The sequence below is a fragment of the Caulobacter sp. DWR1-3-2b1 genome (genome assembly GCF_049895765.1).
In the GTDB taxonomy this organism is placed as follows: Bacteria; Pseudomonadota; Alphaproteobacteria; order Caulobacterales; family Caulobacteraceae; genus Caulobacter.
This window is the reverse complement of the sequence record NZ_JAFCSZ010000019.1, coordinates 17,590-44,586: the sequence shown is the minus strand read 5'-3', so window position 1 is coordinate 44,586 and position 26,997 is coordinate 17,590. Positions and strand designations below refer to the sequence as shown.

General features: G+C 66.3%; 22 protein-coding genes. 17 read left to right on the top strand and 5 right to left on the bottom strand.

Annotated features, from left to right (window positions below):
• Window positions 1–52 precede the first annotated feature (52 nt).
• From ACP69S_RS15655 to ACP69S_RS15625, 7 genes are all read left to right on the top strand, one after another.
• Complete coding sequence (locus ACP69S_RS15655) at window positions 53–1,837, top strand: autotransporter assembly complex protein TamA (protein ID WP_425998758.1); 1,785 nt, start codon at window positions 53–55, stop codon at window positions 1,835–1,837.
• On the top strand, window positions 1,834–6,012 hold the full coding sequence (locus ACP69S_RS15650; protein WP_425998756.1) for a translocation/assembly module TamB domain-containing protein: 4,179 nt from the start codon (window positions 1,834–1,836) through the stop codon (window positions 6,010–6,012). The genes ACP69S_RS15655 and ACP69S_RS15650 overlap by 4 nt, the downstream gene beginning before the upstream one ends.
• A gap of 101 nt (window positions 6,013–6,113) precedes the next feature.
• On the top strand, window positions 6,114–7,370 hold the full coding sequence (locus ACP69S_RS15645) for a hydrolase (RefSeq protein ID WP_425998811.1): 1,257 nt from the start codon (window positions 6,114–6,116) through the stop codon (window positions 7,368–7,370).
• A 1-nt stretch (window position 7,371) separates the two neighbouring features.
• On the top strand, window positions 7,372–8,376 hold the full coding sequence (locus ACP69S_RS15640; RefSeq protein ID WP_425998754.1) for an arginine N-succinyltransferase: 1,005 nt from the start codon (window positions 7,372–7,374) through the stop codon (window positions 8,374–8,376).
• Window positions 8,373–9,827 (top strand): succinylglutamate-semialdehyde dehydrogenase, encoded by a 1,455-nt coding sequence (gene astD / locus ACP69S_RS15635; RefSeq protein ID WP_425998752.1) that lies wholly within the window; start codon window positions 8,373–8,375, stop codon window positions 9,825–9,827. Before ACP69S_RS15640 ends, astD begins: the two co-directional genes overlap by 4 nt.
• Window positions 9,824–11,164, top strand: a complete 1,341-nt coding sequence (gene astB, locus ACP69S_RS15630) for an N-succinylarginine dihydrolase (RefSeq protein WP_425998750.1) — start codon at window positions 9,824–9,826, stop codon at window positions 11,162–11,164. The genes astD and astB overlap by 4 nt, the downstream gene beginning before the upstream one ends.
• A complete protein-coding gene (locus ACP69S_RS15625) occupies window positions 11,161–11,652 on the top strand; it encodes a GNAT family N-acetyltransferase (protein ID WP_425998749.1) in 492 nt (163 codons plus the stop codon). Before astB ends, ACP69S_RS15625 begins: the two co-directional genes overlap by 4 nt.
• Here ACP69S_RS15625 and ACP69S_RS15620 read toward each other — a convergent pair.
• Window positions 11,649–12,488: a LytTR family DNA-binding domain-containing protein gene (locus ACP69S_RS15620; RefSeq protein WP_425998747.1), complete on the bottom strand. Its 840-nt coding sequence runs from the start codon at window positions 12,486–12,488 to the stop codon at window positions 11,649–11,651. The genes ACP69S_RS15625 and ACP69S_RS15620 overlap by 4 nt on opposite strands.
• A gap of 93 nt (window positions 12,489–12,581) precedes the next feature.
• Between ACP69S_RS15620 and ACP69S_RS15615 the strand changes: the two genes are divergently transcribed.
• Complete coding sequence (locus ACP69S_RS15615; protein ID WP_425998745.1) at window positions 12,582–13,799, top strand: acyltransferase family protein; 1,218 nt, start codon at window positions 12,582–12,584, stop codon at window positions 13,797–13,799.
• On the opposite strand, the gene phhA is transcribed toward ACP69S_RS15615, so the two are convergent.
• Together phhA and hspQ are read right to left on the bottom strand one after the other, a co-directional pair.
• A complete protein-coding gene (gene phhA / locus ACP69S_RS15610) occupies window positions 13,757–14,638 on the bottom strand; it encodes a phenylalanine 4-monooxygenase (protein ID WP_425998743.1) in 882 nt (293 codons plus the stop codon). The two genes, ACP69S_RS15615 and phhA, sit on opposite strands and share 43 nt — an antisense overlap.
• An 81-nt stretch (window positions 14,639–14,719) precedes the next feature.
• Window positions 14,720–15,049: a heat shock protein HspQ gene (hspQ, locus tag ACP69S_RS15605; RefSeq protein ID WP_425998741.1), complete on the bottom strand. Its 330-nt coding sequence runs from the start codon at window positions 15,047–15,049 to the stop codon at window positions 14,720–14,722.
• Window positions 15,050–15,201: 152 nt separating this feature from the next.
• Here hspQ and ACP69S_RS15600 point away from each other — a divergent pair, with 152 nt between their 5' ends.
• The 9 genes from ACP69S_RS15600 to ACP69S_RS15560 all read left to right on the top strand — a co-directional run bounded on the left by ACP69S_RS15600 (window position 15,202) and on the right by ACP69S_RS15560 (window position 23,909).
• Window positions 15,202–16,329, top strand: a complete 1,128-nt coding sequence (locus tag ACP69S_RS15600; RefSeq protein WP_425998739.1) for a Ppx/GppA phosphatase family protein — start codon at window positions 15,202–15,204, stop codon at window positions 16,327–16,329.
• A complete protein-coding gene (locus ACP69S_RS15595) occupies window positions 16,326–17,036 on the top strand; it encodes an RlmE family RNA methyltransferase (RefSeq protein ID WP_425998737.1) in 711 nt (236 codons plus the stop codon). The genes ACP69S_RS15600 and ACP69S_RS15595 overlap by 4 nt, the downstream gene beginning before the upstream one ends.
• A gap of 107 nt (window positions 17,037–17,143) precedes the next feature.
• On the top strand, window positions 17,144–18,607 hold the full coding sequence (gene guaB / locus ACP69S_RS15590; RefSeq protein WP_425998735.1) for an IMP dehydrogenase: 1,464 nt from the start codon (window positions 17,144–17,146) through the stop codon (window positions 18,605–18,607).
• Between the two features lie 3 nt (window positions 18,608–18,610).
• Window positions 18,611–19,006, top strand: a complete 396-nt coding sequence (locus tag ACP69S_RS15585; protein ID WP_425998733.1) for an MAPEG family protein — start codon at window positions 18,611–18,613, stop codon at window positions 19,004–19,006.
• Window positions 19,007–19,010: 4 nt separating this feature from the next.
• On the top strand, window positions 19,011–20,279 hold the full coding sequence (locus tag ACP69S_RS15580) for an RsmB/NOP family class I SAM-dependent RNA methyltransferase (protein ID WP_425998731.1): 1,269 nt from the start codon (window positions 19,011–19,013) through the stop codon (window positions 20,277–20,279).
• 177 nt (window positions 20,280–20,456) lie between these two features.
• Window positions 20,457–22,016, top strand: a complete 1,560-nt coding sequence (guaA, locus tag ACP69S_RS15575) for a glutamine-hydrolyzing GMP synthase (RefSeq protein ID WP_425998730.1) — start codon at window positions 20,457–20,459, stop codon at window positions 22,014–22,016.
• A 317-nt stretch (window positions 22,017–22,333) separates the two neighbouring features.
• The gene (locus tag ACP69S_RS15570; RefSeq protein ID WP_425998728.1) at window positions 22,334–22,897 is read left to right on the top strand and encodes a tyrosine-type recombinase/integrase; all 564 of its coding nucleotides are present in this window, start codon (window positions 22,334–22,336) and stop codon (window positions 22,895–22,897) included.
• Window positions 22,872–23,069, top strand: a complete 198-nt coding sequence (locus ACP69S_RS15565) for a hypothetical protein (protein ID WP_425998726.1) — start codon at window positions 22,872–22,874, stop codon at window positions 23,067–23,069. The genes ACP69S_RS15570 and ACP69S_RS15565 overlap by 26 nt, the downstream gene beginning before the upstream one ends.
• Before the next feature lie 66 nt (window positions 23,070–23,135).
• Window positions 23,136–23,909: a tyrosine-type recombinase/integrase gene (locus ACP69S_RS15560; protein ID WP_425998724.1), complete on the top strand. Its 774-nt coding sequence runs from the start codon at window positions 23,136–23,138 to the stop codon at window positions 23,907–23,909.
• A 247-nt stretch (window positions 23,910–24,156) separates the two neighbouring features.
• On the opposite strand, the gene ACP69S_RS15555 is transcribed toward ACP69S_RS15560, so the two are convergent.
• Both ACP69S_RS15555 and ACP69S_RS15550 read right to left on the bottom strand, forming a co-directional pair.
• Window positions 24,157–24,579: a response regulator gene (locus tag ACP69S_RS15555; protein ID WP_425998722.1), complete on the bottom strand. Its 423-nt coding sequence runs from the start codon at window positions 24,577–24,579 to the stop codon at window positions 24,157–24,159.
• A 31-nt stretch (window positions 24,580–24,610) separates the two neighbouring features.
• Complete coding sequence (locus ACP69S_RS15550) at window positions 24,611–26,995, bottom strand: CHASE2 domain-containing protein (protein WP_425998720.1); 2,385 nt, start codon at window positions 26,993–26,995, stop codon at window positions 24,611–24,613.
• Window positions 26,996–26,997 lie beyond the last annotated feature (2 nt).

Sequence of the window (26,997 nt, the reverse complement as noted above, 5' to 3'; positions counted from 1 at the left end):
AGCGAGGTCGCCGACTACAGGGGAGCGGGGCGCTCCGCGCGGGGATTACGGCTTGGTGCGTAGACGATTGGCCCTTGGGATCGCGACAGCGGCGTTGCTGGCTGCTGGCGGCGCTTGGGCGGACGAGCCCTCGGCTACGATCACCGGGGTGGAAGACAGGACGCTGCGCGACGCCATCCTGCGCGTGCTCTCCATATCCAAGACAGCGCCCCAGAGCCGGGCCGAAGCCCGCCGTAGGGCCCGCGACGCCGGCGACGATGTGGTCGCGGTGCTGCGCGCCGAGGGCTATTACGCCTATGCCGTCGAGCCCGATATCAGCGAAGAGGATACGCCGCGCGGCGTGGTCAAGGTCACGCCGGGGCCGGTGTTCGTGCTCGCCGATCCCAACATCGTCTGGCGTGGCGCGCCCCCCGACGAGGGGGTGAGCCAGCGAGCCGTATCGGCCATGCGAATCACCCCCGGCGAGCCCGGTCGCGCCGTCGATATCCTGGGCGCCGAGGGGCGGGTGATCGCTCAGGTCCAGCAGTTGGGCTATGCCGACGTAGCCGCCGAACCGCGCGAAGTCGTCGTCGACCACGCCGATCACACCGTGCGCCCGACTTTCAATATCGCCGCCGGGGACCTGACGCGTCTGGACGGTGTGGAACTGATCACCAAGGGGCGGAGCAACCCGGCCTGGGTGGCGCATCTCACGCCGTGGCAAGCGGGCGATGTCTATGATCCCGAGGATGTCGCCGAGCTGGAGCGTCGCCTGCGCGACACCGCCGTCTATGATTCGGTGTCGGTCTCAATCGCGCCGCGAGACAAGATCCTGCCTGATGGCCGCCGCCCCGTTGTCGTCAACCTGGCGGACCGGCCGGAGCGCACCATTGAGCTGGGCGCGGGCTATTCGACCAGCGAAGGGCCGGGCGTCGATGCGCGGCTGATCCGCTACAACCGCCTGCGCCGGGCCGACACCACCACCTACACCGCGCGCCTGGCCAAGCTGGAGCAGCGCGTGGAAGGGCAGGTGGCCTTGCCGCACTGGCGCAAGCCGCAACAGACCTTGAAGCTCAATGGCGCGCTGTTCCGTGAAACCACCGACGCCTATGACGAGACCGGTGCAACGATCAGCGCCGACCTGACCCAACGTCGCAAGACGACGTCCTATCGCACCTATGGCGTGGCCCTGGACGTGTCGCAGTCCGAGCAGTTGGAAGCGACGCCCGGGGTCTCGGTCAAGAAAACCCTCAACCTGGCCACCCTGACAACCCTGGGCGCGATGGCGTGGGATCAATCCGACAATATTCTGGACCCGACGCGGGGCTGGCGCTTCGAGGCGCGCGTCGAGCCGACGACCAGCTTTGGCGACACCACCCTGGCCTATCTGAAGACCCAGGTTCAGGGCTCGGCCTATTTTCCGTTTGGCGAGCGCGCCAGCACGGTGGTGGCCGGCCGCGTCAAGGTCGGGGCGATATTCGGCGCTCTGGTCTCGGAAATCCCGGCCTCGCGTCGCCTGTTCGCGGGCGGTGGTGGTTCGGTGCGCGGCTACGCCTATCAGGCCATCGGACCGCGCCTGGCCGACAACACCCCGCAGGGCGGCGTGTCGCTTGTCGAGACCTCGATCGAGGTGCGTCACCGCTTTACCGAGCGCTGGGGCGGCGTGGCCTTCATCGACGCTGGCGCCATCGGTCCCGAGCGCAAGCCCGACACCGAGGACTTCCGTTTCGGCGCGGGTATCGGTGTTCGCTACGATCTGGGCTTTGGCCCGATCCGCGCCGACATCGCCATTCCGCTTGGAAAGCGCTCGGGCGACCCCGCCTTTCAGATCTATCTCAGCATCGGGCAAAGCTTTTGACCGACGCGCCTGAGCACCCCATCGAAGACGCGGTTGAAGAGGCGGTCGACACCGTCGTCGAGGTGGCCAAGAAGGTCGGTGGTCCCGGCTGGTTGATGATCGTCTCTCTGGTGGCGGTGGTCATCGTGGCGGTGTTCTTCGGCGGCCTGCGCTACGTCCCGATCACGCCTCAAGGCCGTATGTTCCTGGAGGCGCGGGCCAGCGGTTTGAAGCTGGGCCGCATCGGCCGGCTGAAGATCGAGGGCCTGTCGGGCGACATCTGGAAGGACTTCGCCGTTCGCCGCCTGACCATCGTCGACGAGAAGGGCGTCTGGCTGGAAGCCCATGACGTTCGCGTCGCCTGGCGCCCGACCGAGCTCTTCGGACGCCGTTTCCACGCCGAACGCATCGACGCCCGCGACGTCGTCGTGCTGCGCCGTCCAACCCTGACACCCAAGGGCAAGTCCGGCGCGGCGCCGGTTTCGGTGGATCTGGACGCCTTCGCATTTCGGCTGATCACCAAGCCCGAGTTCAGCCGTCAGGCGGGTGACTTCGATGTCGTCGGCGCCTTGGAAATGGCGCGGGTGGGCAGCAAAAAGGGCAAGATCGGCGTGGCCAGCCGGCTGCACCGGGGCGACTACCTGAACCTGGATTTCGACCTCGGTCGCGAAGAGACTATCCGCTTGAACGCCGACGCGGTTGAGGCCAATGGCGGCGCCCTAGCCGGCGCCCTCGGCTTGCCTGTCGACCGGCCGTTCGATCTGAAAGCCAAGGCCGACGGAACGATGAGCAAGGGCGCGTTCACCGTCACAGCGCGTACCGGAAACGACGTGCCGCTCGATGCCACAGGCGCCTGGGCGCCTAGCGGCGGCTCGGCGCGGGGCCGCATGGACCTCGGCGCTTCCAGCCTCACGCGAGGGCTGAAAGTCATGTTCGGCCCCGAGGCCGCGTTCACCATCGATGGCCGCAAGGCCTCGGGCGGGCTTTACGACCTGACCACCCATATCCGCGCCGAGAACCTCGTCCTCGACTCTCGGGGACTGGCCGATATCGGCAAGAAGCGCACCGGGCCAGACGGCCTGCCGTTCACCGCGCGCGTCGGCTCGCTGAAAAGGATCGTCTCGATCCCCGAGATGGGAGCCGGCTCGGTCCAAGGCCGCTTCCGCCTCGATCCCGACGGCTTTACGGTCGAGGGCGACGCCGACGTCTCTAACCTGTCCCTTCTGGGCTATCGGCTGGCGCGGGCCAAAGGGCCGGCCATGGTGCGGTGGTCCAAGAGCGAACTGACGATCAAGGCCGGGGCCGCTGGCCAAGGCGGCGGCGGAAGCGGCGTGCTGGCCGTGCTCGGCGCCAGCCCCAAGATCACATTCGACGGCGCGCGCCTCAAGGACGGCCGGTTCCTGATCCGCTCGGCAAAGGTCACCGGCCCCAATCTGGTGGTCACGGGCGAGGGCGACCGCGGCCTTCTCGGCGGCTTGAACTTCAAGGGCGAAGCGCGGGTCGCCAGCCTGGCGCCGATCCGCGCCGGCGCGCGCGGCAAGCTGGTCGCCAAGTGGTCGGCCAGCAGTTCCAACGGCAAGCCGTGGGCCTTAACAGTGGACGCCAGGGGGCAGGATTTCGCTCTCGGCCTGGCCGAACTGGACCGCCTGCTGGGCAAGGCGCCACGCCTGAGCGGCAAGGGCGCCTGGAACGATGGCGTGCTGTCGATCGCCAACGCCAGGCTCGACGGCGCAGCGGTCGAGGTGCGGACCTCCGGCGCCATGCAACGCGGCGGTGGTCTCGGCTTCAAGCTGGACTGGACGGCCACGGGGCCGTTCCGCGCGGGTCCTATCGAGGTCGCGGGCAAGGCCAAGGGCGATGGCGCGATCACCGGAACCTTGTCTGCTCCAAAGGCCGACCTGACCGCCGATTTCGACTCGATAGACCTGCCAAAGCTTCCGCTGACCAATGCGCATCTGGTTCTGACCTTCGCTCGGACCGCCAGCGGCGCCGACGGCGTGGCGCGGCTGACCGGCCAGAGCAGCTATGGACCGGCCAAGGCCGGCGCGGCCTTCCGTTTCGCCACGGGTGGGCTCGACCTCAGCGACGTGGATATCGACGCCGGCGGGGCCAAGGCGACGGGCTCGATCTCCCTGCGCGGCCGGCGGCCGGCCTCGGCGGATCTAAACGTCGCCATTGGCCCCGGAGCCTTCCTGCCGCAAGGCCGGGTGTCTGGTTCGGCCAGGATCATCGACGCGCCCGGTGGCGGCCGCGCGACCCTGGACCTGACCGCCGAGGAGATCGCCAGCGGCAACTGGAAAGTGCGCTCGGCCCGGATCAAGGCCGACGGACCCATGGCCAACCTGCCGCTGACGCTCGACGCCCAGGGGGTCGCGCCCGGCGGCCGGTGGCGCGTGGCCGGGTCCGGCGCTCTGGCTCAGTCGGGCGACAACTATGCTCTTTCGCTCGACGCCGCCGGTCGCATGGGCCGTACTGACGTCAAGACCCGCGAGACCGCGCTGGTGCGCTTCGGCGGGACCTCCACTGTCACGCGATTGCGGCTGCTGATCGGCGACGGCCAGGCCGACCTCGATGCCGACCTGGGCAGCGAGAACGCCAACCTCAAGGCGCGTCTGGCCGGCGTCAGCCTCACGGCGTTCGACCCCGACCTGGCCGGCGACATAGACGGGACTTTCAACCTGCATGGCCAGGGCGAAACCCTGCTGGGCGACTTCGCGGCCAAGCTGACAGGGGCGCGCGAACGCGGCTCGAAGATCGAGCAGTCGCTGGACGCCCAGATCCAGGGCGAGCTGAAGGATCGCGTGTTGAACATCGCGGCCAACGGCGCCAACCGGCAGGGCCTGAAGGCGGAAGCGCGCCTGCTGCTGCCGGCGGAGGCCTCAGCCAAGCCGCTGCGTCTGGCCATCGACCGTAGGCGGCCTGTGATGGGGACTTTCAAGGCCCAGGGCGAGATCAAGCCGCTTTGGGACCTGCTGCTGGGGCCGGAACGGTCGCTGTCGGGCAAGATCGACGCCGAAGGCACGCTCGCCGGCACCTTAGCCGACCCGCGTCTGGTGGGCAGCGCCGCCCTCGACGGCGGCGGGTTCGAGGAAGGCCAGACAGGGCTGCGGCTGCGCAACATCACGCTGCGCATGAAGCTGGCCGACAATGCCATCGATGTCAGCCAGGCCACGGCCGAGGATGGTCTTGGCGGCTCTCTGGCCGGCGGTGGGCGCATCAGCCTCAACCGCGAAGGTATCAGTGGCTTCAAGCTGGACCTCAAGGGTTTCCGCCTGATCGACAACGATCTGGCCACGGCCACTGCTACCGGACAGGCGACCGTCAACCGGTCGGCCGACGGCAAGGTCAAGCTCAGCGGCGACCTGACCATCGACCGCGCCGACGTCTCGGCCCAGAGCAAGACCCCGGCCGGGGTGGTGAGTATGGATGTCGTTGAGCGCAATCGCCCGACCGACCTGGATCAGGGCACGCAGCCGCGCCGGGCCAGCCCCGGCGGCGGCATCGCGCTCGACATAAACCTGAAAGCGCCGCGCCGTGTGTTCGTAAAAGGTCGCGGGCTGGACGTCGAACTGTCGCTGGACGCCCATGTCGGCGGCACCTCGTTCTCGCCCAGCCTCGACGGCGTGGCACGCATGGTGCGCGGCGAGTACGACTTCGCCGGCAAGCGTTTCGAGTTCGACGACAACGGCGTGGTCACCTTGTCGACCCAGCTGGACCGGATTCGGCTGAACCTCAGCGCCCGCCGCGAGGATACGTCGCTAACCGCCATCGTCCGGATTCAGGGCACGGCCGCCAAGCCGGAAATCACCCTGACCTCAACGCCTGAGCTGCCCAGCGACGAGGTGCTGAGCCAGGTGTTGTTCGGCGCGTCGGCGGCCCAGCTGTCGCCCATCGAGGCCGCGCAACTGGCCTCCGCCTTGGCGGCTCTGGCGGGCGGCGGCGGCTTTGACGTGATCGGCAACCTGCGCAGCTTCGCTCGCCTCGACCGTCTGGCCTTCGCCGAGAGCGCCACCGGCATGACGGTGGCCGGCGGCAAGTACGTCACCGACGACGTCTATCTGGAAATCATCGGCGGCGGCCGCGAAGGTCCCGAGGCCCAGGTCGAGTGGCGGATTCGCCGGACCCTCTCGCTGGTCTCGCGGATCGGCGGGCAGGGCGACGCCAAGCTTTCCGTCCGTTGGCGAAAGGACTACTAAAGGGCAAGGCTGTTGCGCGGGCGCCCGGTTACCTCGTCAGAGGAAGCACGTTTTACCCGCGGCCCTTGGTTTATCGTGACTGAGGGAGGAACGGCATGTCGATGCGACTCAAAGACGAGGATCGCGCTGTTTTGGAGGCTATCGCTTCCGACGGCGGTTGGATCATCGACCGGGCGGTGGCCTGGTGCGCGATAAACTCGGGCAGCCTTCATCTAGCGGGACTGGAGCGTCAGAGGCAGATTTTGCTCGACGCCATCTCGACGCTGCCTGGCGCGCCGACCGAAATCCCTCTGGCCGCTTCCGAGGTGATCGGCCCTGACGGCCGCGTAGGCGAGCAGCATCACACGCCGGCCATCGCCGTGGTTGTGCGCCCCGAGGCGCCGTTGCAGGTCGTGCTGACCGGCCACTACGACACCGTCTATCCCGAGACCAGTGGCTTCCAGACCGTGCAGACCCGCCCTGACGGCGCCCTGCGTGGCCCCGGCATCGCCGACATGAAGGGCGGGATCAGCGTCATGCTGGCCGCCTTGGAAGCCTTCGAACGCCATCCCGACGCGGCAAATGTCGGCTATCGCGTGCTGCTGTCGCCGGACGAGGAGATCGGCTCCATCGCTTCGGGGCCGATCCTCAGCGACTTCGCACGGCTGGGTCATGTGGGCCTGACCTATGAGCCGGCGCTGGCCGACGGCTCTCTGGCCTCTTCGCGCAAGGGTTCGGGCAACTTCCACATTGTCGTGCACGGCAAGGCCGCCCATGCCGGTCGCGACTTCGGCGCTGGCCGTAACGCCGTGATCGGTGCGGCCCGGATCGCGGAGGCCCTGCACGGCCTGAACAACCAGCGCGACGGCGTCACCGTCAATGTCGCCCGCATCGACGGGGGCGCGCCGTTGAACATGGTTCCCGAGGTGGCCATCGCGCGGTTCAATGTCCGCTTCCCCGACGCCGAAGCCGCTGCCTGGTTCGAGGCTAGGGTCGCCAGCATTGTCGCCGAGCCGCGCGAGGGTCTGCATGTCCATTTGCATGGCCTGATCACGCGCGGCGCCAAGCCATTCAACGCCGCCCAGCAGCAGCTGTTCGGCGCGGTCAAGGAGGTCGGGGCGCTGCTGGGCCAGGACATCGCCTGGAAGCCCTCCGGCGGGGTTTGCGAGGGCAACAACCTGTTCGCCTCGGGCCTGCCCAATGTCGACACCCTGGGCGTGCGCGGTGGCGACATCCACAGCGAGGCTGAACACGCCTTCCCGGAAAGCTTCGTCGAGCGCGCTCAGCTCTCGGCCTTGATCCTGATGAAACTGGCCAGTGGCGAAATCGACGGACGCTCGATCCGCGCGGCTATGAACCCTCTTGGGGAGACCCACTAGAATGCTCGTCGTACGTCCCGCCGGCCCCTCCGATTTCGACGCCCTGATGGAGCTGGCCGTGCTGTCGGGCCGCGGCTTCACCAGCCTGCCCGAGGACGAGCAGACCCTGCGCGCGCGCCTGACCCTGTCCGAGGCCAGCTTCCAGGCCGAGGTCGCGGCGCCCGAGGCCTGGTACACCCTGATGCTCGAAGACTTCGAGGCCGGCGATGTGATCGGCGTGGCCGGGGTCAAGGCGGGGGTGGGCCTGAAGCGACCGCACTTCTCGTTCCGGGTCGTGACCCTGGCGCAGTCGTCGCCAACGCTTGAGAAGCGCTTCGACCATACGGCCCTGGTGCTGGTCAACGAATGCGCCGGATGGTCAGAGGTGGGCTCGCTTTTCCTCAAGCCCGAACGCCGCAAGGGCGGGGCGGGGCGGCTGCTGGCCCAGTCGCGCTACATGCTGATCGGCCTGGAGCCGCAGCGCTTCGCCGAGATGGTGCTGGCCGAGTTGCGCGGCTGGTTCGACGAGGACGGCGGCTGCCCGTTCTGGGACCATGTCGCCAACAAGTTCTTCCGGCTGGGGTTCGACGAGGCCGACATGATGAGCGCCTCCACCGACGGTCAGTTCATTCTCGACCTCGCCCCCCGTCACCCGATCTATGCCGAGTTACTGCCCAAGGAGGCGCGCGATGTACTGGGCCGTGTGCACCGCGAGGGCGAGGCGGCGCTGGCCATGCTGGAGAGCGAGGGGTTCCGCTATCAGGGCCTCATCGACATCTTCGACGCTGGACCCACGGTCGCGGCGCGGCGCGACGACATCAAGACGGTGCGCGAGGCCAGGCGGCTTCGCCTGAAGCTGGGCGAGGATGCCTATGGCGAGGAAGCCCTGGTCTCCACGGGCGACATCGGCAAGTTTCGGTCGGTGCGAGCGCCGGTACTGATCGACGGCGAAACGGCGATCCTGGGGCGCGACGCCGCTAAGGCGCTGCAGCTTTCCGAAGGCGACATGGTGCGGGTGAAGGCATGAGCGGCGGTGTGTTTATCGACGGCGTCTGGCGCGCGGGCGCCGGGCCGGAAGCAGTCTCCATCGACCCGACGACCGGCGAGACGATCTGGCGCGAGACGACAGCGTCGCATGCCGATGTGGCCATGGCGGTCGCCGCCGCGCGACGGGCTTTCCCCTCGTGGGCCGATCGACCGCGCGAGGAGCGGATCGCCGTCCTGCGCCGCTACAAGGAGATCCTGGTCGAGCGCACCCCGGCCTTCGCCGAGGCCCTGAGCCGCGAGACTGGCAAGGCGTTGTGGGAGACCAAGGCCGAGCTGGGCTCGATGGCGGGCAAGGTCGATCTGTCGATCAAGGCCTATGACGAGCGCACCGGCGGTGTCGAAAACGCCATGCCCTTCGGCCGCGCCGTGCTGCGTCATCGCGCCCACGGCGTGATGGCGGTGCTGGGGCCGTTCAACTTCCCCGGCCACCTGCCCAACGGCCACATCGTGCCAGCCCTGCTGGCGGGCGACACCGTGGTCTTCAAGCCTTCCGAGGAAACGCCCCTGGCCGGCCAGATGCTGGTTTCGGCGCTGGAGGAGGCTGGCGTTCCACACGGGGCGATCAACCTCGTCCAGGGCGGCCGCGAGACGGGTCAGGCTCTGATCGCCGAGGAGATCGACGGTCTGCTGTTCACCGGCTCGGCCCTGGCGGGAGCGTTCTTCAGGCGCTATTTCGCCGACCGGCCCGATGTGATCCTGGCCTTGGAACTGGGCGGCAATAATCCGCTGGTGGTCTGGGACGCCGGCGACGCCGAGGCCGCTGCGGCTTTGATCGTCCAGTCGGCCTTCATCACCACCGGGCAGAGATGCTCCTGCGCGCGGCGCCTGATCGTATCGGACGACGCGGCGGGCAAAGCGGTGATCGAGGCGGTGGCGGCCCTGTCGGATCGCCTGACCGCCGGGCCGTGGAATGGTCCCAGCGAGCCTTTCATGGGGCCTTTGATCTCGGCCCGCGCCGCCGCATTGGCCAAGGCCGGGGCCGAAGCGCTGGGCGGCCAGAGCATCCGGACGCTGGGCTCGGTGGATGGCTTGAGCGCCGCCTTCGTGTCGCCGGGCTTGGTCGATGTCACCGGCGTCGAAGTGGCTGACGAGGAGCTGTTTGCGCCGCTGCTGCAGGTGCGCCGTGTCGCCAGTTTCGATGAGGCCATCGCCGCCGCCAACGCCACGCGATACGGCCTATCGGCGGGGCTTATCTCAAATCAATCAGAGCTTTGGGGAAAGTTCCTCAACCGTATTCGCGCGGGCGTGGTCAACTGGAACCGGCCGACGACGGGGGCGGCGGGAAGCATGCCGTTCGGCGGGTTAGGGGCGTCGGGCAACCACCGCCCCAGCGCCTATTACGCAGCCGACTACTGTGCCTATCCCGTGGCCAGTTTCGAAGCTGACGCGGTGCTCGATACTCTCGGCGATATCAAGGGCTTGCGGGCATGAGCTCAGCGGTCGAAGCCAATTGCGACGGCCTGGTCGGGCCGACCCATTCCTATGTCGGCCTGTCGCCCGGCAACCTGGCCAGCCAGAAAAACGCCGGCGAGGTTTCCAACCCGCGCGGCGCGGCGCTGGAGGGTCTTGGCAAGATGCGCAAGCTGGCCGACTGGGGCGTGCCCCAGTTCGCCCTACCGCCACATGAGCGACCGGATGTAAGTTTGCTGAAGTCGCTCGGCTTTTCGGGTTCGGACGGCGCGGTTCTGGAGCGCGCCTGGAAGGAAGCCCCCGCCCTGGCCTCAGCCGCCTGCTCGGCCTCGCCGATGTGGGCCGCCAACGCCGCCACGGTGACGCCCAGCGCCGATACGGCCGACGGCCGCGTGCACTTCACGCCCGCCAATCTGCTGACCAATCTGCATCGCAGTCTGGAAGGCCCGCAGACCACCCGAAGCCTGCGCCGGCTGTTTCCGGACGAGGCCCTGTTCGCGGTCCATGATCCGCTGCCCGCCAAACCGCACTTCGCCGACGAGGGCGCGGCCAATCACGTCCGGCTGTGCGCCGAGCACGGCGCGCCGGGCGTCAATCTGTTCGTCTGGGGCCGCGAGGCCTGGGAACATTGGGAGGGCCGCTTTCCGGCCCGCCAGACCCGCGAGGCCTTCGAGGCCGTCGAGCGTCGGCACGGGGCGGCTCGGGGCATCTTCCCGCGGCAGGGCCAAGCGGCGATCAATGGCGGGGCGTTCCACAACGACGTCGTCTGCGTCGGCACGCGCGAGTGCCTGTTCTTCCACGAACGCGCCTTCGAGGATCGCGTTGGCATGGAGGCATCGGTACGCGCGGCCGCAGAGGGCCTGTTCGAACCGGCCTTTGTCGAGATCTCCGAAGCCGATCTGCCGATGGCCGATCTGGTGGCCAGCTACCTGTTCAATTCGCAGCTTCTGGTCATCCCCGGCGGGGATCGCTTGGTGCTGCTAGCTCCGGCCGAGACTCGCGACAATCCTCGCGCCAATGCCGTGGCGCAAAGCCTGGCGACGTCCAACGGCCCCATTGGCCGTGTCGACTATGTCGATGTCCGCCAGAGCATGCGCAACGGCGGCGGGCCGGCCTGCCTGCGTCTGCGGGTGGTCCTGACCGAGAGCGAACTGGCGGCGACCAATCCGGCCCAGCGGTTCGACGCAGTCCTGCATGCGCGCCTTGCCGACTGGGTCGAGCGCCGCTATCGCGACCGCCTGGCCCCGGCCGACCTGGCTGATCCAGCCCTGCTTACCGAGGTGCGCGAGGCACTGGACGAGTTGACGGGCATCCTTGATCTTGGCGGTGACTTCTATCCCTTCCAGAGGACCGCATGAGCTTCCAGATCCGGGCGGCGACGCCCGAAGACGTCACCGCGCTGGTCGGCCTGCACCGGGCGGCTGCGGCTGTTCCTGATGGCCTGGCGCGCCGGCCCGACGAGATCACGCAGGACTATGTGGAGCGCTTCCTCGCCGGGATCAGCTTCGTGGCTGTCGGTCCAGATGGTGGCATCTGGGGCGAGATCCACGGCGCACGCGAAAGTGTGGCGCTGTTTGCCCACGTCGTGTCGAATCTCACCGTCGCCGTACATCCCGATCGCCAGGGCCTGGGGATCGGCTCGAAGCTCTTCGAGGTTCTGATCGCCCATGCCCGAGCGATGGACCCTCCGGTCCTGCGGATCGAACTGGCCGCCGGGGCCGGCAATCCCGGGGCGATCCGGCTCTATGAGCGGCTGGGCTTCAAGCACGAGGGGCGTCAGGTCGCGCGCGGGCGCTATCCCGACGGCCGCCTCGAAGACGACATCCTGATGGGAATGCTGATCTAGCCGCGCAGGGCGGCGAGCGCCTCGGGGAAGCGGCGCGACAGCGGGGCCTCCAGCTCGCCCAGCTCGACGGCGTAGTCACCCGAGCCTTCGGGGCGCAGGCCGGTGACCTTGGCCTTGTTGACCAGCCACGAGCGGTGGCTGCGCACGAAGCCGTGCCCGATCAGGTCGGTCTGGATCGAGGCCAGCGGCGTGCGCATCAGCGGCCGGCGGCTGTCGACCAGCACGAACTCGACATAGTTGCCGGCCGAGCGGACAGCCAGAATGTCGTTTATCGGTACCCGCACCAGACGTGCGCCGTCCTGAATGTCGAACGTCGCCAGCGACGGCGAGATGAGGGCGGCGGCCTGCCGGCTGCCCTGCCGCAGGGACAGGTAATAGATGATCGAGGCCAGGCCGTAGGCCATCATGTCCTTGCGAAACTCGTAGGGGAACTCGCTGGAGACGTCGCCGAAGTCGTAGGTCTGTTGCAGCAGCACCAGATAGGCCAGCTTTCGCAGCGCGACAAAGCCGGCCACGTGCAGGGCCGAATAGGCGAAGACCGCAACGAGATGAACTAGTCCCGCCTGCCACCAGTGTGGGGCCTTCCTGTGCGTCCAGAGGGCCGCGGCGGCGGGGATGGCGAAGATAACCATGGTGACCAGCGCGCTGCTGACCTCCCAGATCGCCGGGGGCAGCGCGCCCAGGTGCGGCGCGTCATGCTGGGTGGTCAGCACGTTCACGACGCAGATGGAGCTGATCAGGCCGATGCCCAGCAGCCAAGCCCGCAGGATCGAACGGTGCTCTTCGCCGCTCATCCCGAAAAGTGCGCCGTTCGTCCCGGTTTGTTTTCCGCTCATCCCCGGCAAGGTCCGCCGATCCCGAGGCTCTTGGCCTGTCGGGACATCACGAGGCACGACCTGCTCATCCCTTTTCAAGCCGGGCGCCTCTTCATGACCACGACGACTTCATCCCTGGACCGCCGCTACGACTTGGACTGGATCCGGGTCGGCGCGTTCTTCCTGCTGATTCTGTACCACGTCGGCATGTTCTACGTACCGTGGGACTGGCACGTGAAGACGCCGCATCCGGTCGAGGCCATAGGGCCCTTGATGCAACTGACCAACCCCTGGCGGCTGACCCTGCTGTTCCTGGTGTCCGGAGCGGCGACACGGTTCATGGCCGACAAGGTCACGGTCGGAAAGCTGACCGGCGCGCGGATCGCGCGGCTGCTGCCGCCGCTGATCTTCGCCATGTTCGTGATCGTGCCGCCGCAGAGCTATTACGAGATCATCGAAGCGGCCGCAGCCAGCCCGACCGCTGGGATTGTCGTCGATCCCTATGGCGCGTTCTGGATGAAGTACGCCACCGCGTCTGGCAACTGGTGCGACGCCGATGGCTGTCTCATCACGCCGACCTGGAACCACATGTGGTTCGTGGCCTATCTGCTGGTCTATTCGCTGATCCTGGCCCTGATGCTGGCGTTCTTTCCCAAATTGGGAGCCAAACTGCAGGGGGGGCTCGAACGCGCGCTGAAGGGACCCGGCCTCCTGCTCTGGCCCATCGCCTTCCTGGCTCTGACGCGCATGTTCCTGATGCCGCGGTTCGAGATCACCCACGCCCTGACAGACGACTGGTACAATCACGCCGTGTCGCTGCCGGCCTTCCTGCTGGGTTTTGGGCTGGCGAAATCCGAACGGTTGCGCGAACGACTGATCGGCATGCGCTGGACGGCGCTCGTGCTGGCCGTCGTCTGCTGGGCCGGCTGGGCGACCTATGCCTGGATCTATCGCGCTGAAGACGCCAATCCGCCGCTGGCGCTACGCCTCTTCATGCGCTGTGTCTATTCGGTCGACCAATGGTGCGCGATCGCGGCGATCCTGGGGTTTGGCGCAAGGCATCTGAACCGCGATGCGCCAGTCCTGCGCTACCTGACCCTGGCGGTGTTCCCGTTCTATATCGTCCACCAGACACTGATTGTGGTCCTGGCCCATCACCTGGCCAAGCTTGGCCTCCCTCAGGGACTGGAAGCGGCGATCCTGATCGTGGCGACCTTCGCGGGGTGCTTCGCGACCTACGAGGTCGTGCGACGCATCCCGGTGGTGTGTTGGCTGTTTGGCCTGAAGTCTCAGCCACGCGCCGAGGCAAGCCGACCACCCGTCTTGGCGTAGGCTTGGGTTCCGCGCGTGATCACGGTGTCGCCGGGCAGTACCGCGGCGATACCGATGTCGCTGGCGGTCGCCAACCGGTCATAGATTGGCGCGAAGTCCTGAAGGGTGACCGCCTGCAGAGTCTGGATCGAGTCGATGACGAAATAGGCCTGTTGGAAGTCGTCGATCCGGTAGGGCGTGCGCATCACCCGCTCCAGATCGAAGCCGATGCGGTTGGGGGAGGGATCGTCCAAGGCGAAGATCGACTCCGCCCGCGACGAGACGATGCCGGCGCCATAGATCCGCAGACCCTCAGGCGTCTGCATCAGGCCAAACTCGACCGTGTACCAGTAAAGCCGCGCCAGATTGGCTAGGCGGCCCAGTTCCAGCGCCCGCTGCCCGCCCTGGCCATAGGCCTGCATATAGTCAGCGAAGACCGGGTCAGTCAGCATCGGCACATGGCCAAACACGTCGTGGAAGATGTCCGGTTCCTGCAGGTAATCCAGTTCATCCGGCTTGCGGATGAACTGACCTGCGGGGAAGCGGCGGTTGGCAAGATGGTCAAAGAAGACGTCGTCGGGCACGAGACCCGGCACGGCAACCACGCTCCAGCCGGTCAGGCGCTGAAGTTCCTCGTTGATCCGCGTGAAGTCGGGAATGCCCGAGCGGTGGAGGTCCAGGGCGTCGAGACCGCGCAGAAAGGCGTCGCAGGCCCGGCGCGGCAGCATAGCCGTCTGGCGCTCGTAGAGCGTGATCCAGACGTCATGCTCGGCCTGGGAATAGCGCTCCCAGCCCTGGTCGATGGTCCAGTCCGCCCGGGCTCCGGGCGGCGGTGAGGTGCTAAAACCGTCTGCGCTCATGCGACGACGTTACGCCCCATGTTCTGCAAATATCGTTCGAAATTTGCGTCAAAAGCCAGGTTCTCTGGACAGACCTTGCGCCTAGTGAGAGATTCGGGGGCGAAGCCTGTAGGCTCCGTGATCGAAGGCCTCGAAGATCACCGCCGTCTGGGGGTGCTGCACCGGCTCGCCCGTCTCATCGGCCAGCAGGTTCTGCTCCGACACATAGGCGACGTAGGTATTCTCGTCGTTCTCGGCCAGCAGGTGATAGAACGGCTGGTCCTTGACCGGCCGAATGTCTTCCGGGATGGATTCCCACCACTCGTCGGTGTTGGCGAACACGGGGTCGACGTCGAACACCACCCCCCGAAACGGGAAGATCCGGTGCTTGACCACCTGGCCGATCGCGAATTTGGCGAATCTCGAATTCATGTCGTGACGATAGCAGGCCCACCTGACTGAATCCTGAACGTAGAATTCCGCCAACGGATAACAAGGCTTCCTCCGGCCGCCGCCGGGTTGCTATGTTCCGCTCGAAGTGAGGCGCGGCGATTTGCAGCGCCTGCGAGACAGGCGGTAAGACCATGTCGGAGGCGCCGCGTGCGCCCGACGCCCCAGCCTCTCCCCGCGAGGAGAGCGGTCGGCGTCGGCGGCCGCCGGGCGAGCAGTCGTGCTATGCGGCGCTCGATCTGGGCACCAATAATTGTCGCCTTCTGGTGGCGACGCCGTCTCCGCGCGGGTTCCGCGTCGTCGAGGCCTATTCCCGCATCGTGCGTCTGGGCGAGGGTCTTTCGCAGACCGGCATGCTGTCCGACGCCGCCATGGAGCGGTCGATGGCGGCGTTGAAGGTCTGCGCCGAGAAGATCCGCCGTCGAAAGGCGATCAAGATCAAGGCCGTGGCCACCCAGGCCTGTCGCGGCGCCGACAACGGCGCGGCCTTTGTCCAGCGCGTCGCCGAGGAAACCGGCCTGCGTTTGCAGATCATCACCCCGCGGGAGGAGGCCCAGCTTTCCGTCGCCGGCTGCATGAGCCTGTTCGACCGCGAGTCTGACGCCGCTCTGGTGGTCGATGTAGGCGGCGGCTCGACGGAACTTTCGTGGGTCGACCTGAAGGGCGAGGGGCTGGATGCCAAGCCGCGCCAGTTCGCTGCGTGGAAACTGCCGATCAAGGCCTGGCTGTCGATTCCGGTGGGCGTGGTGACCCTGGCCGAGCGTTTCCCGGAGGGCGATCGGGTCGAAGAGGGCTGGTTCCGGACCATGGTCGATGACGTCAAGGTCCGGATCGAGGCCTTTCCGCACGCCGAGCCGATGCGCGAGGTGTTCGCCAGCGGGCGGGCGCATCTGGTCGGCACGTCTGGAGCCATCACCAGTCTCGCGGGCCTGCACTTGGGTCTAGAGCGCTATGATCGCAATGTCGTCGATGGCCTGTGGATGGACCGCACGGATTGCGAGGCCGCCGCCGAGTGCCTGCTGCGGTTGACGGCCGCCGAGCGCGCCCTGGAACCCTGCATTGGCTCTGACCGGGCCGATCTCGTCCTGGCCGGAGCGGCGATTCTTCAGGCCGTTCAGGAGGTCTGGCCGTGTTCGCGCGTGCGTGTGGCCGATCGAGGGCTTAGAGAGGGGCTTCTGATGTCCCTGATGTCCGAACAGCAGCGCCGCCCGCGTCGGCGCCGCCGTGGCGGGGCGTCCAAGTTCAAGCCGGTGTCCGAATGACCGAAGAAGAACCGCCCCGCAAGCGCATGGTCAAGCCGCCGGCCGGCGGAACCGACGCTGGCCGCACCAAGCCAGCGCGCCTGAAGAAGACCTATGGCCGCACGACGTCTCAGCAGGCCTGGCTGGAGCGGCAGATCAATGACCCGTTCTCGGCCAAGGCCCGCGCCATGGGCTATCGCAGCCGCGCGGCTTTCAAGATCAGCGAGATCGACGAGAAGTTCGGCTTCTTCAAGAAGGGCGTCCGCGTCATCGACCTGGGCTGCGCGCCCGGCGGCTGGCTGCAGATCGCCGTGGAGCGCGGCGTCACCCAACTGGTCGGCGTCGATCTGCTGCCGGTCGACCCCGTCGAGCCCGCCCACATCCTGGAAATGGACTTCACCGACGACGCCTGTCCGGCCAAGCTGATCGAACTGCTGGGCGGCGCGCCGGACGTGGTGCTGTCGGACATGGCCCCCAACACCGTCGGCCATCGCGAGACCGACCACCTGCGCATTGTCGGCCTGATCGAAATGGGCGCCGAATTCGCCATCGAGGTCCTGAAGCCTGGCGGTTCCTTCGTAGCCAAGGCCTTCCAGGGCGGCGAGACCGCCGACGTCATCGCCCGGCTGAAGAAGAACTTCGACAAGGTGGTTCACTACAAGCCCAAGGCCAGCCGGGCGGATAGCTCGGAGGTGTTCCTGGTGGCGACGGGGTTCCGGGGGCGGTAATCGTCCCTCGGACTGCTGGGCGCGAAATTCATCCCCATTTGTGCTGCGCGGCGGGTCGACACGGACGACCTCGATAGGTATACGCGGCTCGCAAAATGGAGACTCCAATGGAGATTCGCGAAGGGCTCACCTTCGACGACGTTTTGCTCGAACCCGGTCCATCCGACGTCATGCCGACCCAGGTGACGACTGAGACCAAGTTCACGCGTGAAATCAGTCTGAACATCCCGCTTGTGTCCGCCGCCATGGACACGGTGACCGAAAGCCGCCTCGCTATCGCCATGGCCCAGGCCGGCGGCATGGGCATCCTGCACCGCAATATGACGGTGGAAGAGCAAGCCGACCACGTGCGCGAGGTGAAGCGCTACGAGAGCGGCATGGTCATCAATCCCCTGACCATTCACCCCGACACTACCCTGGCCGAGGTCCGCGAGATCACCGCCCGCCGAAAGATCTCGGGCTTCCCGGTGGTCGAGCGCGGCTCGGCAAAGCTGGTCGGCATCCTCACCAACCGCGACATGCGCTTTGAGGGCGACGACAGCGTTCCCGCCTCGGCGATCATGACCCGCGAGAATCTGATCACGGTGCGCGAAGGCGTCGATCCCCGCGAGGCGCGCGAGCTGCTTCGCAAGCACAAGATCGAGCGCCTGATCGTTGTCGACGACGGCTTTCACGCCGTCGGCTTGATCACGGTCAAGGACATCGAGAAGGCCCAGGCTCACCCCCTGGCCGCCAAGGACGATAAGGGCCGGCTACTGGTCGGCGCCGCTTCCACAGTCGGTGACGTCGGTTTCGAGCGCTCGATGGCTCTGGTGGAGGCCGGCGTTGACGTTGTGGTGATCGATACCGCCCACGGCCACTCCAGCCAAGTCGCCCTGGCCGTCAGCCGGCTGAAACGCGAGGCCAATCGTGTTCAGATCGTCGCCGGCAACATCGCCACCTATGACGCGGCGCGGGCTTTGATCGACGCCGGCGCCGACGCGGTGAAGGTCGGCATCGGTCCAGGCTCGATCTGCACAACCCGCATCGTCGCGGGCGTGGGCGTGCCGCAGCTGACCGCGATCATCGAGGCCGTCCGCGCCGCCAAGGAAAGCGGAACGCCGGTCATCGCCGACGGCGGCATCAAATATTCGGGCGACCTGGCCAAGGCCATCGCGGCCGGCGCTAGCACCGCCATGATGGGCTCGATGTTTGCGGGCACCGAAGAGGCCCCAGGCGAGGTGTTCCTGTACCAGGGGCGTTCGTACAAGAGCTATCGCGGCATGGGCTCGGTGGGCGCCATGGCCCGCGGCTCGGCCGACCGCTACTTCCAGAAGGAAGTGACCGACAGCTTCAAGCTCGTGCCGGAAGGCATCGAGGGCCAGACGCCGTTCAAGGGCGCCATCGCTCCGGTGCTGCACCAACTGGTCGGCGGCCTTCGCGCCGCCATGGGCTATGTCGGCGCGCCCACGATCGCCGAGTTCCAGAGCCGCGCCCGCTTCGTGCGCATCACCGGCGCCGGCCTGCGGGAGAGCCACGTCCATGACGTGATGATCACGCGTGAGGCGCCCAACTATCCGAGCGCGGTCTAGATCATGCGGGTCGCCATCGAACTTCAGCTCCTCGCCGTCGCGGTCCTGATCGGGCTGGTCCACCTGCTGTGGGCCAGCGCCGCCGCGCAACCTCAGCGGGGTCTGAAGTGGAATGTCGGCCCGCGCGACGAACCCGTGGTTCTGACGGGCATGGCGGGGCGTCTCGAACGCGCCTTCGCCAACTTCCGCGAGACCTTCCCGCTGTTCGCCGCCGCCGTGATTGTCGTCTATCTGTCGGGCCGGATCGGCTTTGTCAGCGCTCACGGCGCGCTGATCTATGTGGTGGCGCGCGCGATCTATATGCCGCTCTATGCGTTCGGCGTTCCGGTCGTGCGTAGCATCGTCTGGCTGATCTCCTTCATTGGCATCGGGATGGTCCTCGCGGCCATGGTGGTCTGAGACCATGCGCGATGGAGGACGGGTTTCAGCAGCGATCGAGGTTCTGGCCGAGATCGAGGCGCGGCATTTTCCGGTGAAGATGGCGCTCAAGCGCTGGGGCGAGAGCGCGCGCTATGCCGGCTCCAAGGACCGGGCCTTCGTATCCGGACTGGTTCTGGACGCCCTGCGCCGCAAGCGCTCGCTAGGCTTCATGATGGGCGACAGCTCCGCGCGCGGCGTGGTGCTGGGCGTTCTGGCTCACGTCTGGGGGTGGTCCGCCGAACGCGTCGCCGAGATGGCCAGCGAGGAGCATGGTCCGGGCGCCCTGGCCGAGGCCGAGATCAAGGCTCTGGCCACGCCGGCCTCGCTGGATGAAGCGCCAGCGCCAGTGGCAGGTGACTATCTCGACTGGCTGGAGCCGTTCCTGGCCCGCGCGCTGGGCGACACTGTGCGCGCCGAAATGTCGGCCCTGTCGCAACGCGCGCCGGTCGACCTGCGCATCAACACCATCAAGACCGACGCTGAGCGTGGCGCGAAAGCCGTGGCGCTGATTGGCGGCGAACCAGCAGGCGTGCTGGAAACCGCCTTCCGTATCCCCGCGCCGCAAGCGGCTGATCGCACCCCGTCGGTGGAAGCCGTCCCCGCCTTTTCCAAGGGCTGGTTCGAGGTGCAGGACCTCGGTTCCCAGATCGCGGCGGCCATGGCGGGCGAGATCAAGGGCAAGCAGGTGCTGGACTTCTGCGCCGGCGGCGGCGGCAAGACCCTCGCGCTGGCGGCGGCCATGAACAACACCGGCCAGATCTTCGCCCATGACAGCGACGCCCGACGCCTTGCCGACACTATTCGGCGCGGCCAGAGGGCAGGGGTCCGCAACCTGCAGATCCGCTCGCCGATCGAGGCCGAGCCGTTGAAGGGTCTGGAAGCCAAGCTGGACGTCGTCTTTGTCGATGCGCCCTGCACCGGCTCGGGCACCTGGCGCCGCCACCCTGATGCGAAATGGCGTTTGTCGCCCGACCAGTTAGCCAAACGCCAGATCGAGCAGGACAGCGTGCTGATCGACGCCGCTGACTTCGTAAAGCCCGGCGGCCGCATGGTCTATGTGACCTGCTCGCTTCTGGTCGAGGAGAACGAGGACCGGGTCGCCGCCTTCCTGGCTCGCCGTCCAGACTTCGCCGTCAAACCGGTGGCTCTGGAAGCCGTCGCTAAGCACGTGACCTCGGATGGCTATCTGCGCTTGACGCCCCACACCGCCGGCACGGACGGCTTCTTCGCCGCCGTACTGGAGCGAAAATAGAACCCTTCTCCCCTTGCGGGAGAAGGTGGCCGCGTAGCGGTCGGATGAGGGGTTTCATCAGCGATGAGCCGCCTACCGTCCGACGCAGGCGCGACCCTCATCCGTCAGCCTGCGGCTGACACCTTCTCCCGCAAGGGGAGAAGGAAAGACTATTCGAACGCCGGAGACCCACCGCCTATGACCGCCCCCGCCAACCACCAGCGCGTTTTGATCGTCGACTTCGGCAGTCAGGTCACTCAACTGATCGCTCGCCGGGTGCGCGAGGCCGGCGTCTATTGCGAGATCCATCCGTTCGACAAGGCCGAGGCTCTGGTCGACGACTACGCTCCGTCGGCCATCATCCTGTCAGGCGGTCCGGCCAGCGTGCTGGAGGCCGACAGCCCGCGCATTGGCAAGAAGCTGTTCGACCTGGGCGTGCCGCTGCTGGCCATCTGTTACGGCCAGCAACTGCTGTGCGACCTGCTGGGCGGCAAGGTCGAGGGCGGCCATGCCGGCGAGTTCGGCCGCGCCGAGCTGATCATCGGCAAGCAAAGCCCGCTGTTCGAGGGCCTGGCCAGCGTCGGGGAGCTGGAGACCGTCTGGATGAGCCACGGCGACCGCGTCACCGCCATCCCCGAAGGTTTCGAGGTCATCGCCACCTCGGTCGGCGCGCCCTTCGCCGCCATCGCTAACGACGCGCGCAAGATCTATGCGGTGCAGTTCCACCCTGAGGTGGTCCATACCGTCAACGGAACCCAAATCTATCGCAACTTCCTGAAGCTGGCCGGTCTCAAGGGCGACTGGACCATGGCGTCGTTCCGCCAGGAGATGGTCGGAAAGATCCGCGCCCAGGTCGGGCCCGGCAAGGTGATCTGCGGCCTGTCGGGCGGCGTCGACAGCTCGGTCGCTGCCGTGCTGATCCATGAGGCCATCGGTGAGCAGCTGACCTGCGTGTTCGTCGACACCGGCCTGCTGCGCCACAACGAGGCCGAGCAGGTCGTGACCCTGTTCCGCGATCACTACAACATCCCGCTGGTCCATGTGGACGCCGGGGCCGAGTTCCTGGGCGCCTTGGCCGGCGTCAGCGATCCGGAAACCAAGCGCAAGATCATCGGCGGCAAGTTCATCGACATCTTCGACCGCGAGGCCGCCAAGATCGACGGCGCCGACTTCCTGGCCCAGGGCACGCTCTATCCCGACGTGGTCGAGAGTGTCTCGGCGCGCGGTGGCCCTTCGGCGGTGATCAAGAGCCACCACAATGTGGGCGGCCTGCCCGATTTCATGAAGCTGAAGCTGGTCGAGCCGCTGCGTGAGCTTTTCAAGGACGAGGTCCGCGCCCTGGGCGTCGAGCTGGGCCTGGCTCCGGCTTTCGTGGGCCGCCATCCGTTCCCCGGTCCGGGCCTGGCCATCCGCATCCCCGGCGAGATCACGCCTGAGAAGGTCGCCGTCCTGCAGCAGGCTGACGCCATCTATCTGGAGGCCATCCGCGAGGCCGGCTTCTATGACAAGATCTGGCAGGCCTTCGCCGTCCTTCTTCCCGTGAAGACGGTAGGGGTCATGGGGGATGCCCGCACCTATGAAAACGTCCTAGCCCTGCGCGCGGTGACCTCCACCGACGGCATGACCGCCGACTTCTTCGAGTTCCCCTGGGACGTCCTGGGCAAGACCGCTACCCGGATCATCAACGAGGTCCGGGGCGTAAACCGGGTCGTCTATGATGTGACGTCCAAGCCCCCTGGAACCATCGAGTGGGAATGATGGGGCATCGTTCTGGGGCTATCGCCGGCTATCGAGATAATTGACATAAACTACTCAAACAAAACGTGTTCTATGACTTTTGAGAGCGCTGGCTATCGTCAGCGCTTTTTTCATTTGACGGCGCCGGTGACGGCATCGGCCGGGGGCTTGCCGGATTGATTCCAGACGATATACCGTCAGGAAGTACGTCATGACGGCATTTTTTCGACCTCAAGTCCCTGAAATCCCTACCAAAAGAGCGCGGAAGTTGGCCTCAACTAGGCTGACGGCATTTTCGCTCGTCCGCGGGGCATTCCAGGGCCTTTCGGAGACCGTTAATGCTGACTGATAGCAAGCTCAAGTCCCTGAAACCGCAGGATAAAATCTACAGGGTCGCGGACCGTGACGGCATTTACGTCACCGTCGCTCCGAGCGGCTCAATCTCCTTCCGTCTCGACCACCGGATCAACGGCCGTCGCGAGAGCCTGACGCTGGGCCGCTATGGGACTGATGGCATCACGCTGGTACGAGCCCGTGAATTGGCCATGACGGCGCGCAAGGACATCCGCGAAGGTCGCTCGCCGATGATCGAACGCCGGCGCACCAAGGCCAAGCAGAAGGACTGCGGCACGTTTGGCGAGTGGGCCAACCGCGGGCTCGACAAGGCGGTCATGGCCGAGAGCACTCGCGCCATGCGTCGCGGCATCTATCAGCGCGACGTCGCGCGGGCGTTCCAGAACAGGCAGTTGCATGAGATCGAGCCGCAGGACATTCGCATCTTCTGCGAAGGGATCGTCGCGCGCGGCGCTCCGGCGACCGCCATTCATGTGCGCGACCAAGTGAAGCAGGTCTTCGTCTACGCCCGGGCTCTACGGCGTGAAGATCGAAAACCCCGCCGCTGATGTCAGCCCGGCCTCGATCGCGACCTTCACCCCGCGCGAACGCGCGCTGGCCCCGAAGGAAATCCGCATTTTCTATTCCTTGCTGGAGCTCGTCGCGACGCTGCCGACGGTTCGCCTAGAGCATTTTCCGATAAGTGTGAAACACGGTTATTGGATCAAAAAAATGCTCTAAACTTCTGATTTACAGCCTTTTTTGCCCGACCCTGATCAAGCCATCAGGTCGGAAAAGGCTCTAGGGATGAAGCTGATCCTCCTGACGCTGGTTCGGAAAGGCGAGCTGGTGTTCGCAACCTGGGACGAGGTCGACTTCATCAACGCGATCTGGACGATCCCCGCGTCGCGGATGAAGTGCGGACGTCCCCACGACGTCTACCTGTCGAGGCAAGGGCTCGACATCATGGTCGCGCTTCGGACCTGCGCCGGCAATTCTCCCTATTTGCTGCCGTCGCGCTACGAGCCGGATCAGCCGATGTCTCGCGCGACCTTCAATCGCGTCACAACGGCGATTTTCGAGCGCGCGCAACAGAACCTGCAGCCGCTGCAGGCTTTCACGGTCCACGATCTGCGTCGCACGGGCTCGACGCTGCTCAACGAAGTGGGGTTCGACGCCGATTGGACCGAAAAGTGCTTGGCCCACGTCGATCGGCGGACGTCTCGTCGCGTTTACAATGTCGCTGAGTACGCCCACGTCCGAACCCACATGCTCCAGGAATGGGCCGACATGATCGACGCCTGGGTGGCGGGCAAGAAGCGCTTTCTCTTCGGGGAACTCGTAGTGAATTGGCCAGACGCGGGTCGCGTACCTCGTCGTTTCAGGCATGTCCGCCGCGACCCCATACACCAACGGATGCCGGTGCCAAAACCTGCTGGGAACTCGTCATGCTCAGCAACGCATAGCGCACCATCGCTGTGGATCTGCCGTGCTGCGCGCTGTCCGTCGGTGACGGGGCCATATGAAACGGTGCCGATAGTCGCCGGGTCTGTTGCAATCAATGACATGCGCAGAACTTAGCTCGACGTCTGAAGCGGCGTCTATCGACCCGAGTAAGGCCCTACTCATTGATCGGCCCACCTGACGCCTGGCCGACTTGAGTTGGGTCGTTTAGGCGGATGGCCATTATCCGCGACGGAGGACCTATGTCGGTCCGCATTGCTTTCATGCCTAGGCGCTCAGCAAGCGCTCATCCGAGCTCTGCGCCTCGGTCCGCAGGCGGATCCGAGGCCGAATGCGAGGCCTTTAGCGAACGCGGCTACAGCGCCTAAACTAGCATACCCGTACTTTCGTCTGCTCGGGCCATGGCCAAAGCGATGGTGTCAAACAGATGCTGCATCTGAACCGGTTTATGGAGGAGGGCGTTGGCGCCCGCCGCCAGCGCCTGGGCCCGCAAGTCGGGGCCGTCATCGGCTGTGACCATGATGATCGGCAGATGCGCCTTAGCGTCAGGGCGCTCACGGATCGCGCTGATCGCGGCCAGACCGTCCATGCCCGGCATGCGAAAATCCATGAGGATGACGTCAAAGTCTTCAGCCTCGACCAAGGCCAGACCGCTAGCAGCGTCCGCAGCCTCGAGCATAGGAACGTCGGCAGCGGCCAACATGCTCTTGACGACAGTCCGGTTCATCGCGCTGTCGTCGACAAAGAGCACTCGCATCATCGTCTCCAAAGCGTCGCCCTTAAGCATGGGATACTCATGGGTCGCGCCATCCACGAGACTACAACGCTCCAACCTTCAGTCGCGTAGCGGGCTGTTGCGCATTTCGTCGCGGGTGCGCGGGCGACGCCTCATCCAAGTCGTGGAACGTGAACACCGTCTTCAGCCGCTCCACGAGGCCGCTGGCGGCGATCGGCTTTTGCACCACTAGGTCAGCGCCGGCCTCTTGGAGCCGCAACCCCTCTGCGGCTTCGCCGCCCCAGAGTACGACGATTTTGGCCCCACGGACTGTCCCTGCAAATTCATCCAGGACCTCGATAGCGCTGCGTTCGAACACGGAAAGGGCCTTGCCTTCGACCAAGAGGAGGTCGCAGCCACGCAGGGCGATGGCTTCGCGGGCCTGCGCCGTCGACTCAACGATTTCCAGAGCCGCGACCTGATCCGACAACGCAGCCCGCAGGACGCCGCGCGCCAGGGGATTGCTCTCGACGAGCAGGACGGAGGCCGCAGCGAGCGATGCGGGCTGGGCGGTTGTCTCGGAAGTGGCGACAGCCGCGCGCAGTGGCAGTTTGATCGCGAACCGCGAGCCGACCCCGAGTTGACTGTCGACGGAGAGTTCGCCGCCCATGGCGACGGCCAGGCGCCGGGAGATGGCGAGGCCAAGGCCGGTGCCCTCGTACTTGCGCGTCCTGCTGTCGTCGACCTGGGTGAAAGGCTCGAAGATGCGCTCCAGCTCGTCTGGCGCTATGCCGATGCCAGTATCGGCGATGGTGAGGACCAACTGGTCGCCGAGAGGCCCGTTGTCGACGCTGGCGGACAGAGAAACCTCGCCGGCTTCGGTGAATTTTATAGCGTTGGCCAGAAGGTTAAACAGGATCTGGCGGAGGCGGCCTGCGTCCTCTTCAATGAGCGCGGGCGCCGCGGCGCGGTCGCCTGTCAAGCTAAGGCCCTTGACCTGCGCCTTGTCCGACCAGACGGCGAGCGTTTCGTCGAAGAGACGGCGGAAGTCCATCGGCGCCTTAACGATGGAGATTGTCCCGCTCTCCATCTTCGCCACATCAAGAAGGTCATCGACGAGGGCCGCCATGGTCTCGCCGCTGGCGTGGACGAGGCGAACTTTCTCTCGCAAACCGTCGGGCAGGGTCTGGTCCGCCAGAATCACTTGGGTCATGCCCATCACACCGTTCAACGGCGTCCGGATCTCATGGCTGGTCATGGCCAGGAAATCGGTGCGCGCCTTGAGCGCGCGATCAAGAGCCACATTGGCGACAGCGAGCTTGTCGTGGGCGACACTGATGTTGTCGCGGCTTTCGCGCATGTGGTCGGCAAGCTGCACGAGGTGCGCTTCGCGCGCCTGGACGACGGCCTGGGCGCGGCGTTGCAGTTCGTTGCGTACCAGCCAGATCAAGCTGAGCCCCTGAGCTACGAACACTGGGCCGGCGTCCAGGGAGATTGGCATCCAGGCCTGAAGCGCCACAGGCAGCCCGACGGAGGCCGTCCCCACGAGCAGGTGACGTCGAAGGGATCCGGCGTAACCGGATGCCGTCCGTGGGCGGAGGAAGAGCGCCACCAGCGCCGAGCAAGCTATAAGGAACGGGACGCCTAGTGATTGGAGGGCGCGACCGGCGCGGAGGCTCTCATAGGCCAGGGCGTGGATATAGACGCCTTGAAGCACGCCGCGCTTGGGCGTGGCAAACTGATCGCCAAGCTCTACCGCTGTCGAGCCGATTAGGACGTGGCGGTCGCGAACCAGGGCGGGATCAAACTTCCCCGAATAAGCGTCCTGGAAACTGATCCTGTCGATCGCGGCGGCGTCGACGCCGTAGTCGATGAGGAAGTCGCTCACGCTTGGTGGTCGGCCAAGTAGCGTGGCCGCCATGGAGGGCCGCACGCCCGCGGCCGTGTCAAAGCCATGGCGATATCGCCGAACGCGGCCGTCGCTATCCATGGGCACGTTGACGCTGGCGAGCACTGCCTCCTTCGCCAGAGCTTCGATGGGGCGGGTGCTGATCTGGCGCCGGTCGGCGCCGCGTCCAACCTGTTGGTCGAAAGTGGGAAGGACGACCTGACCCGGCCAGCGGCGTATAGACGCCGCCAGAGCATCGTCGGCGATCGTCGTGGAAGGGGCGCTGAAGTCAACGTCCAAGCCAACGACCTTTGCGCCAGCCCCATTTAGGTTGTCGATGACGCGCGCGAAGCGGTCGCGGCCCCATGGCCAACCGCCGGCGGCCCGCAAGCTCTCGGCGTCGATCTCGACAACGGTGAGCGTCGCGCTGGGTGGGCGTTCCAAAAGACGAAACCGCCACTGAGACAAGGCGTCGTCGATCGGATGCAGCACTCCAAGACCATAGACCAGCGCCGCGCACGCCGTGATCAGAAGCACGGCCGCCGCGGACCGAACTCGAGCGGTGAAATCAGCGCGGTGTTCAGGAGCTATGGCGGTCAAAT

Excerpts from the sequence above, each read along its gene's own strand:
- ACP69S_RS15620 (WP_425998747.1), bottom strand. The coding sequence starts at position 12,488 with ATGAGCGGAAAACAAACCGGGACGAACGGCGCACTTTTCGGGATGAGC.
- ACP69S_RS15580 (WP_425998731.1), top strand. The coding sequence starts at position 19,011 with ATGCGCGATGGAGGACGGGTTTCAGCAGCGATCGAGGTTCTGGCCGAG.
- ACP69S_RS15555 (WP_425998722.1), bottom strand. The coding sequence starts at position 24,579 with ATGCTTAAGGGCGACGCTTTGGAGACGATGATGCGAGTGCTCTTTGTC.
- astB (WP_425998750.1), top strand. The coding sequence starts at position 9,824 with ATGAGCTCAGCGGTCGAAGCCAATTGCGACGGCCTGGTCGGGCCGACC.
- ACP69S_RS15595 (WP_425998737.1), top strand. The coding sequence starts at position 16,326 with ATGACCGAAGAAGAACCGCCCCGCAAGCGCATGGTCAAGCCGCCGGCC.
- phhA (WP_425998743.1), bottom strand. The coding sequence starts at position 14,638 with ATGAGCGCAGACGGTTTTAGCACCTCACCGCCGCCCGGAGCCCGGGCG.
- ACP69S_RS15600 (WP_425998739.1), top strand. The coding sequence starts at position 15,202 with ATGTCGGAGGCGCCGCGTGCGCCCGACGCCCCAGCCTCTCCCCGCGAG.
- ACP69S_RS15625 (WP_425998749.1), top strand. The coding sequence starts at position 11,161 with ATGAGCTTCCAGATCCGGGCGGCGACGCCCGAAGACGTCACCGCGCTG.
- ACP69S_RS15640 (WP_425998754.1), top strand. The coding sequence starts at position 7,372 with ATGCTCGTCGTACGTCCCGCCGGCCCCTCCGATTTCGACGCCCTGATG.
- ACP69S_RS15560 (WP_425998724.1), top strand. The coding sequence starts at position 23,136 with ATGAAGCTGATCCTCCTGACGCTGGTTCGGAAAGGCGAGCTGGTGTTC.
- ACP69S_RS15585 (WP_425998733.1), top strand. The coding sequence starts at position 18,611 with ATGCGGGTCGCCATCGAACTTCAGCTCCTCGCCGTCGCGGTCCTGATC.
- astD (WP_425998752.1), top strand. The coding sequence starts at position 8,373 with ATGAGCGGCGGTGTGTTTATCGACGGCGTCTGGCGCGCGGGCGCCGGG.
- hspQ (WP_425998741.1), bottom strand. The coding sequence starts at position 15,049 with ATGAATTCGAGATTCGCCAAATTCGCGATCGGCCAGGTGGTCAAGCAC.
- ACP69S_RS15615 (WP_425998745.1), top strand. The coding sequence starts at position 12,582 with ATGACCACGACGACTTCATCCCTGGACCGCCGCTACGACTTGGACTGG.
- guaA (WP_425998730.1), top strand. The coding sequence starts at position 20,457 with ATGACCGCCCCCGCCAACCACCAGCGCGTTTTGATCGTCGACTTCGGC.
- ACP69S_RS15645 (WP_425998811.1), top strand. The coding sequence starts at position 6,114 with ATGCGACTCAAAGACGAGGATCGCGCTGTTTTGGAGGCTATCGCTTCC.
- guaB (WP_425998735.1), top strand. The coding sequence starts at position 17,144 with ATGGAGATTCGCGAAGGGCTCACCTTCGACGACGTTTTGCTCGAACCC.
- ACP69S_RS15570 (WP_425998728.1), top strand. The coding sequence starts at position 22,334 with ATGCTGACTGATAGCAAGCTCAAGTCCCTGAAACCGCAGGATAAAATC.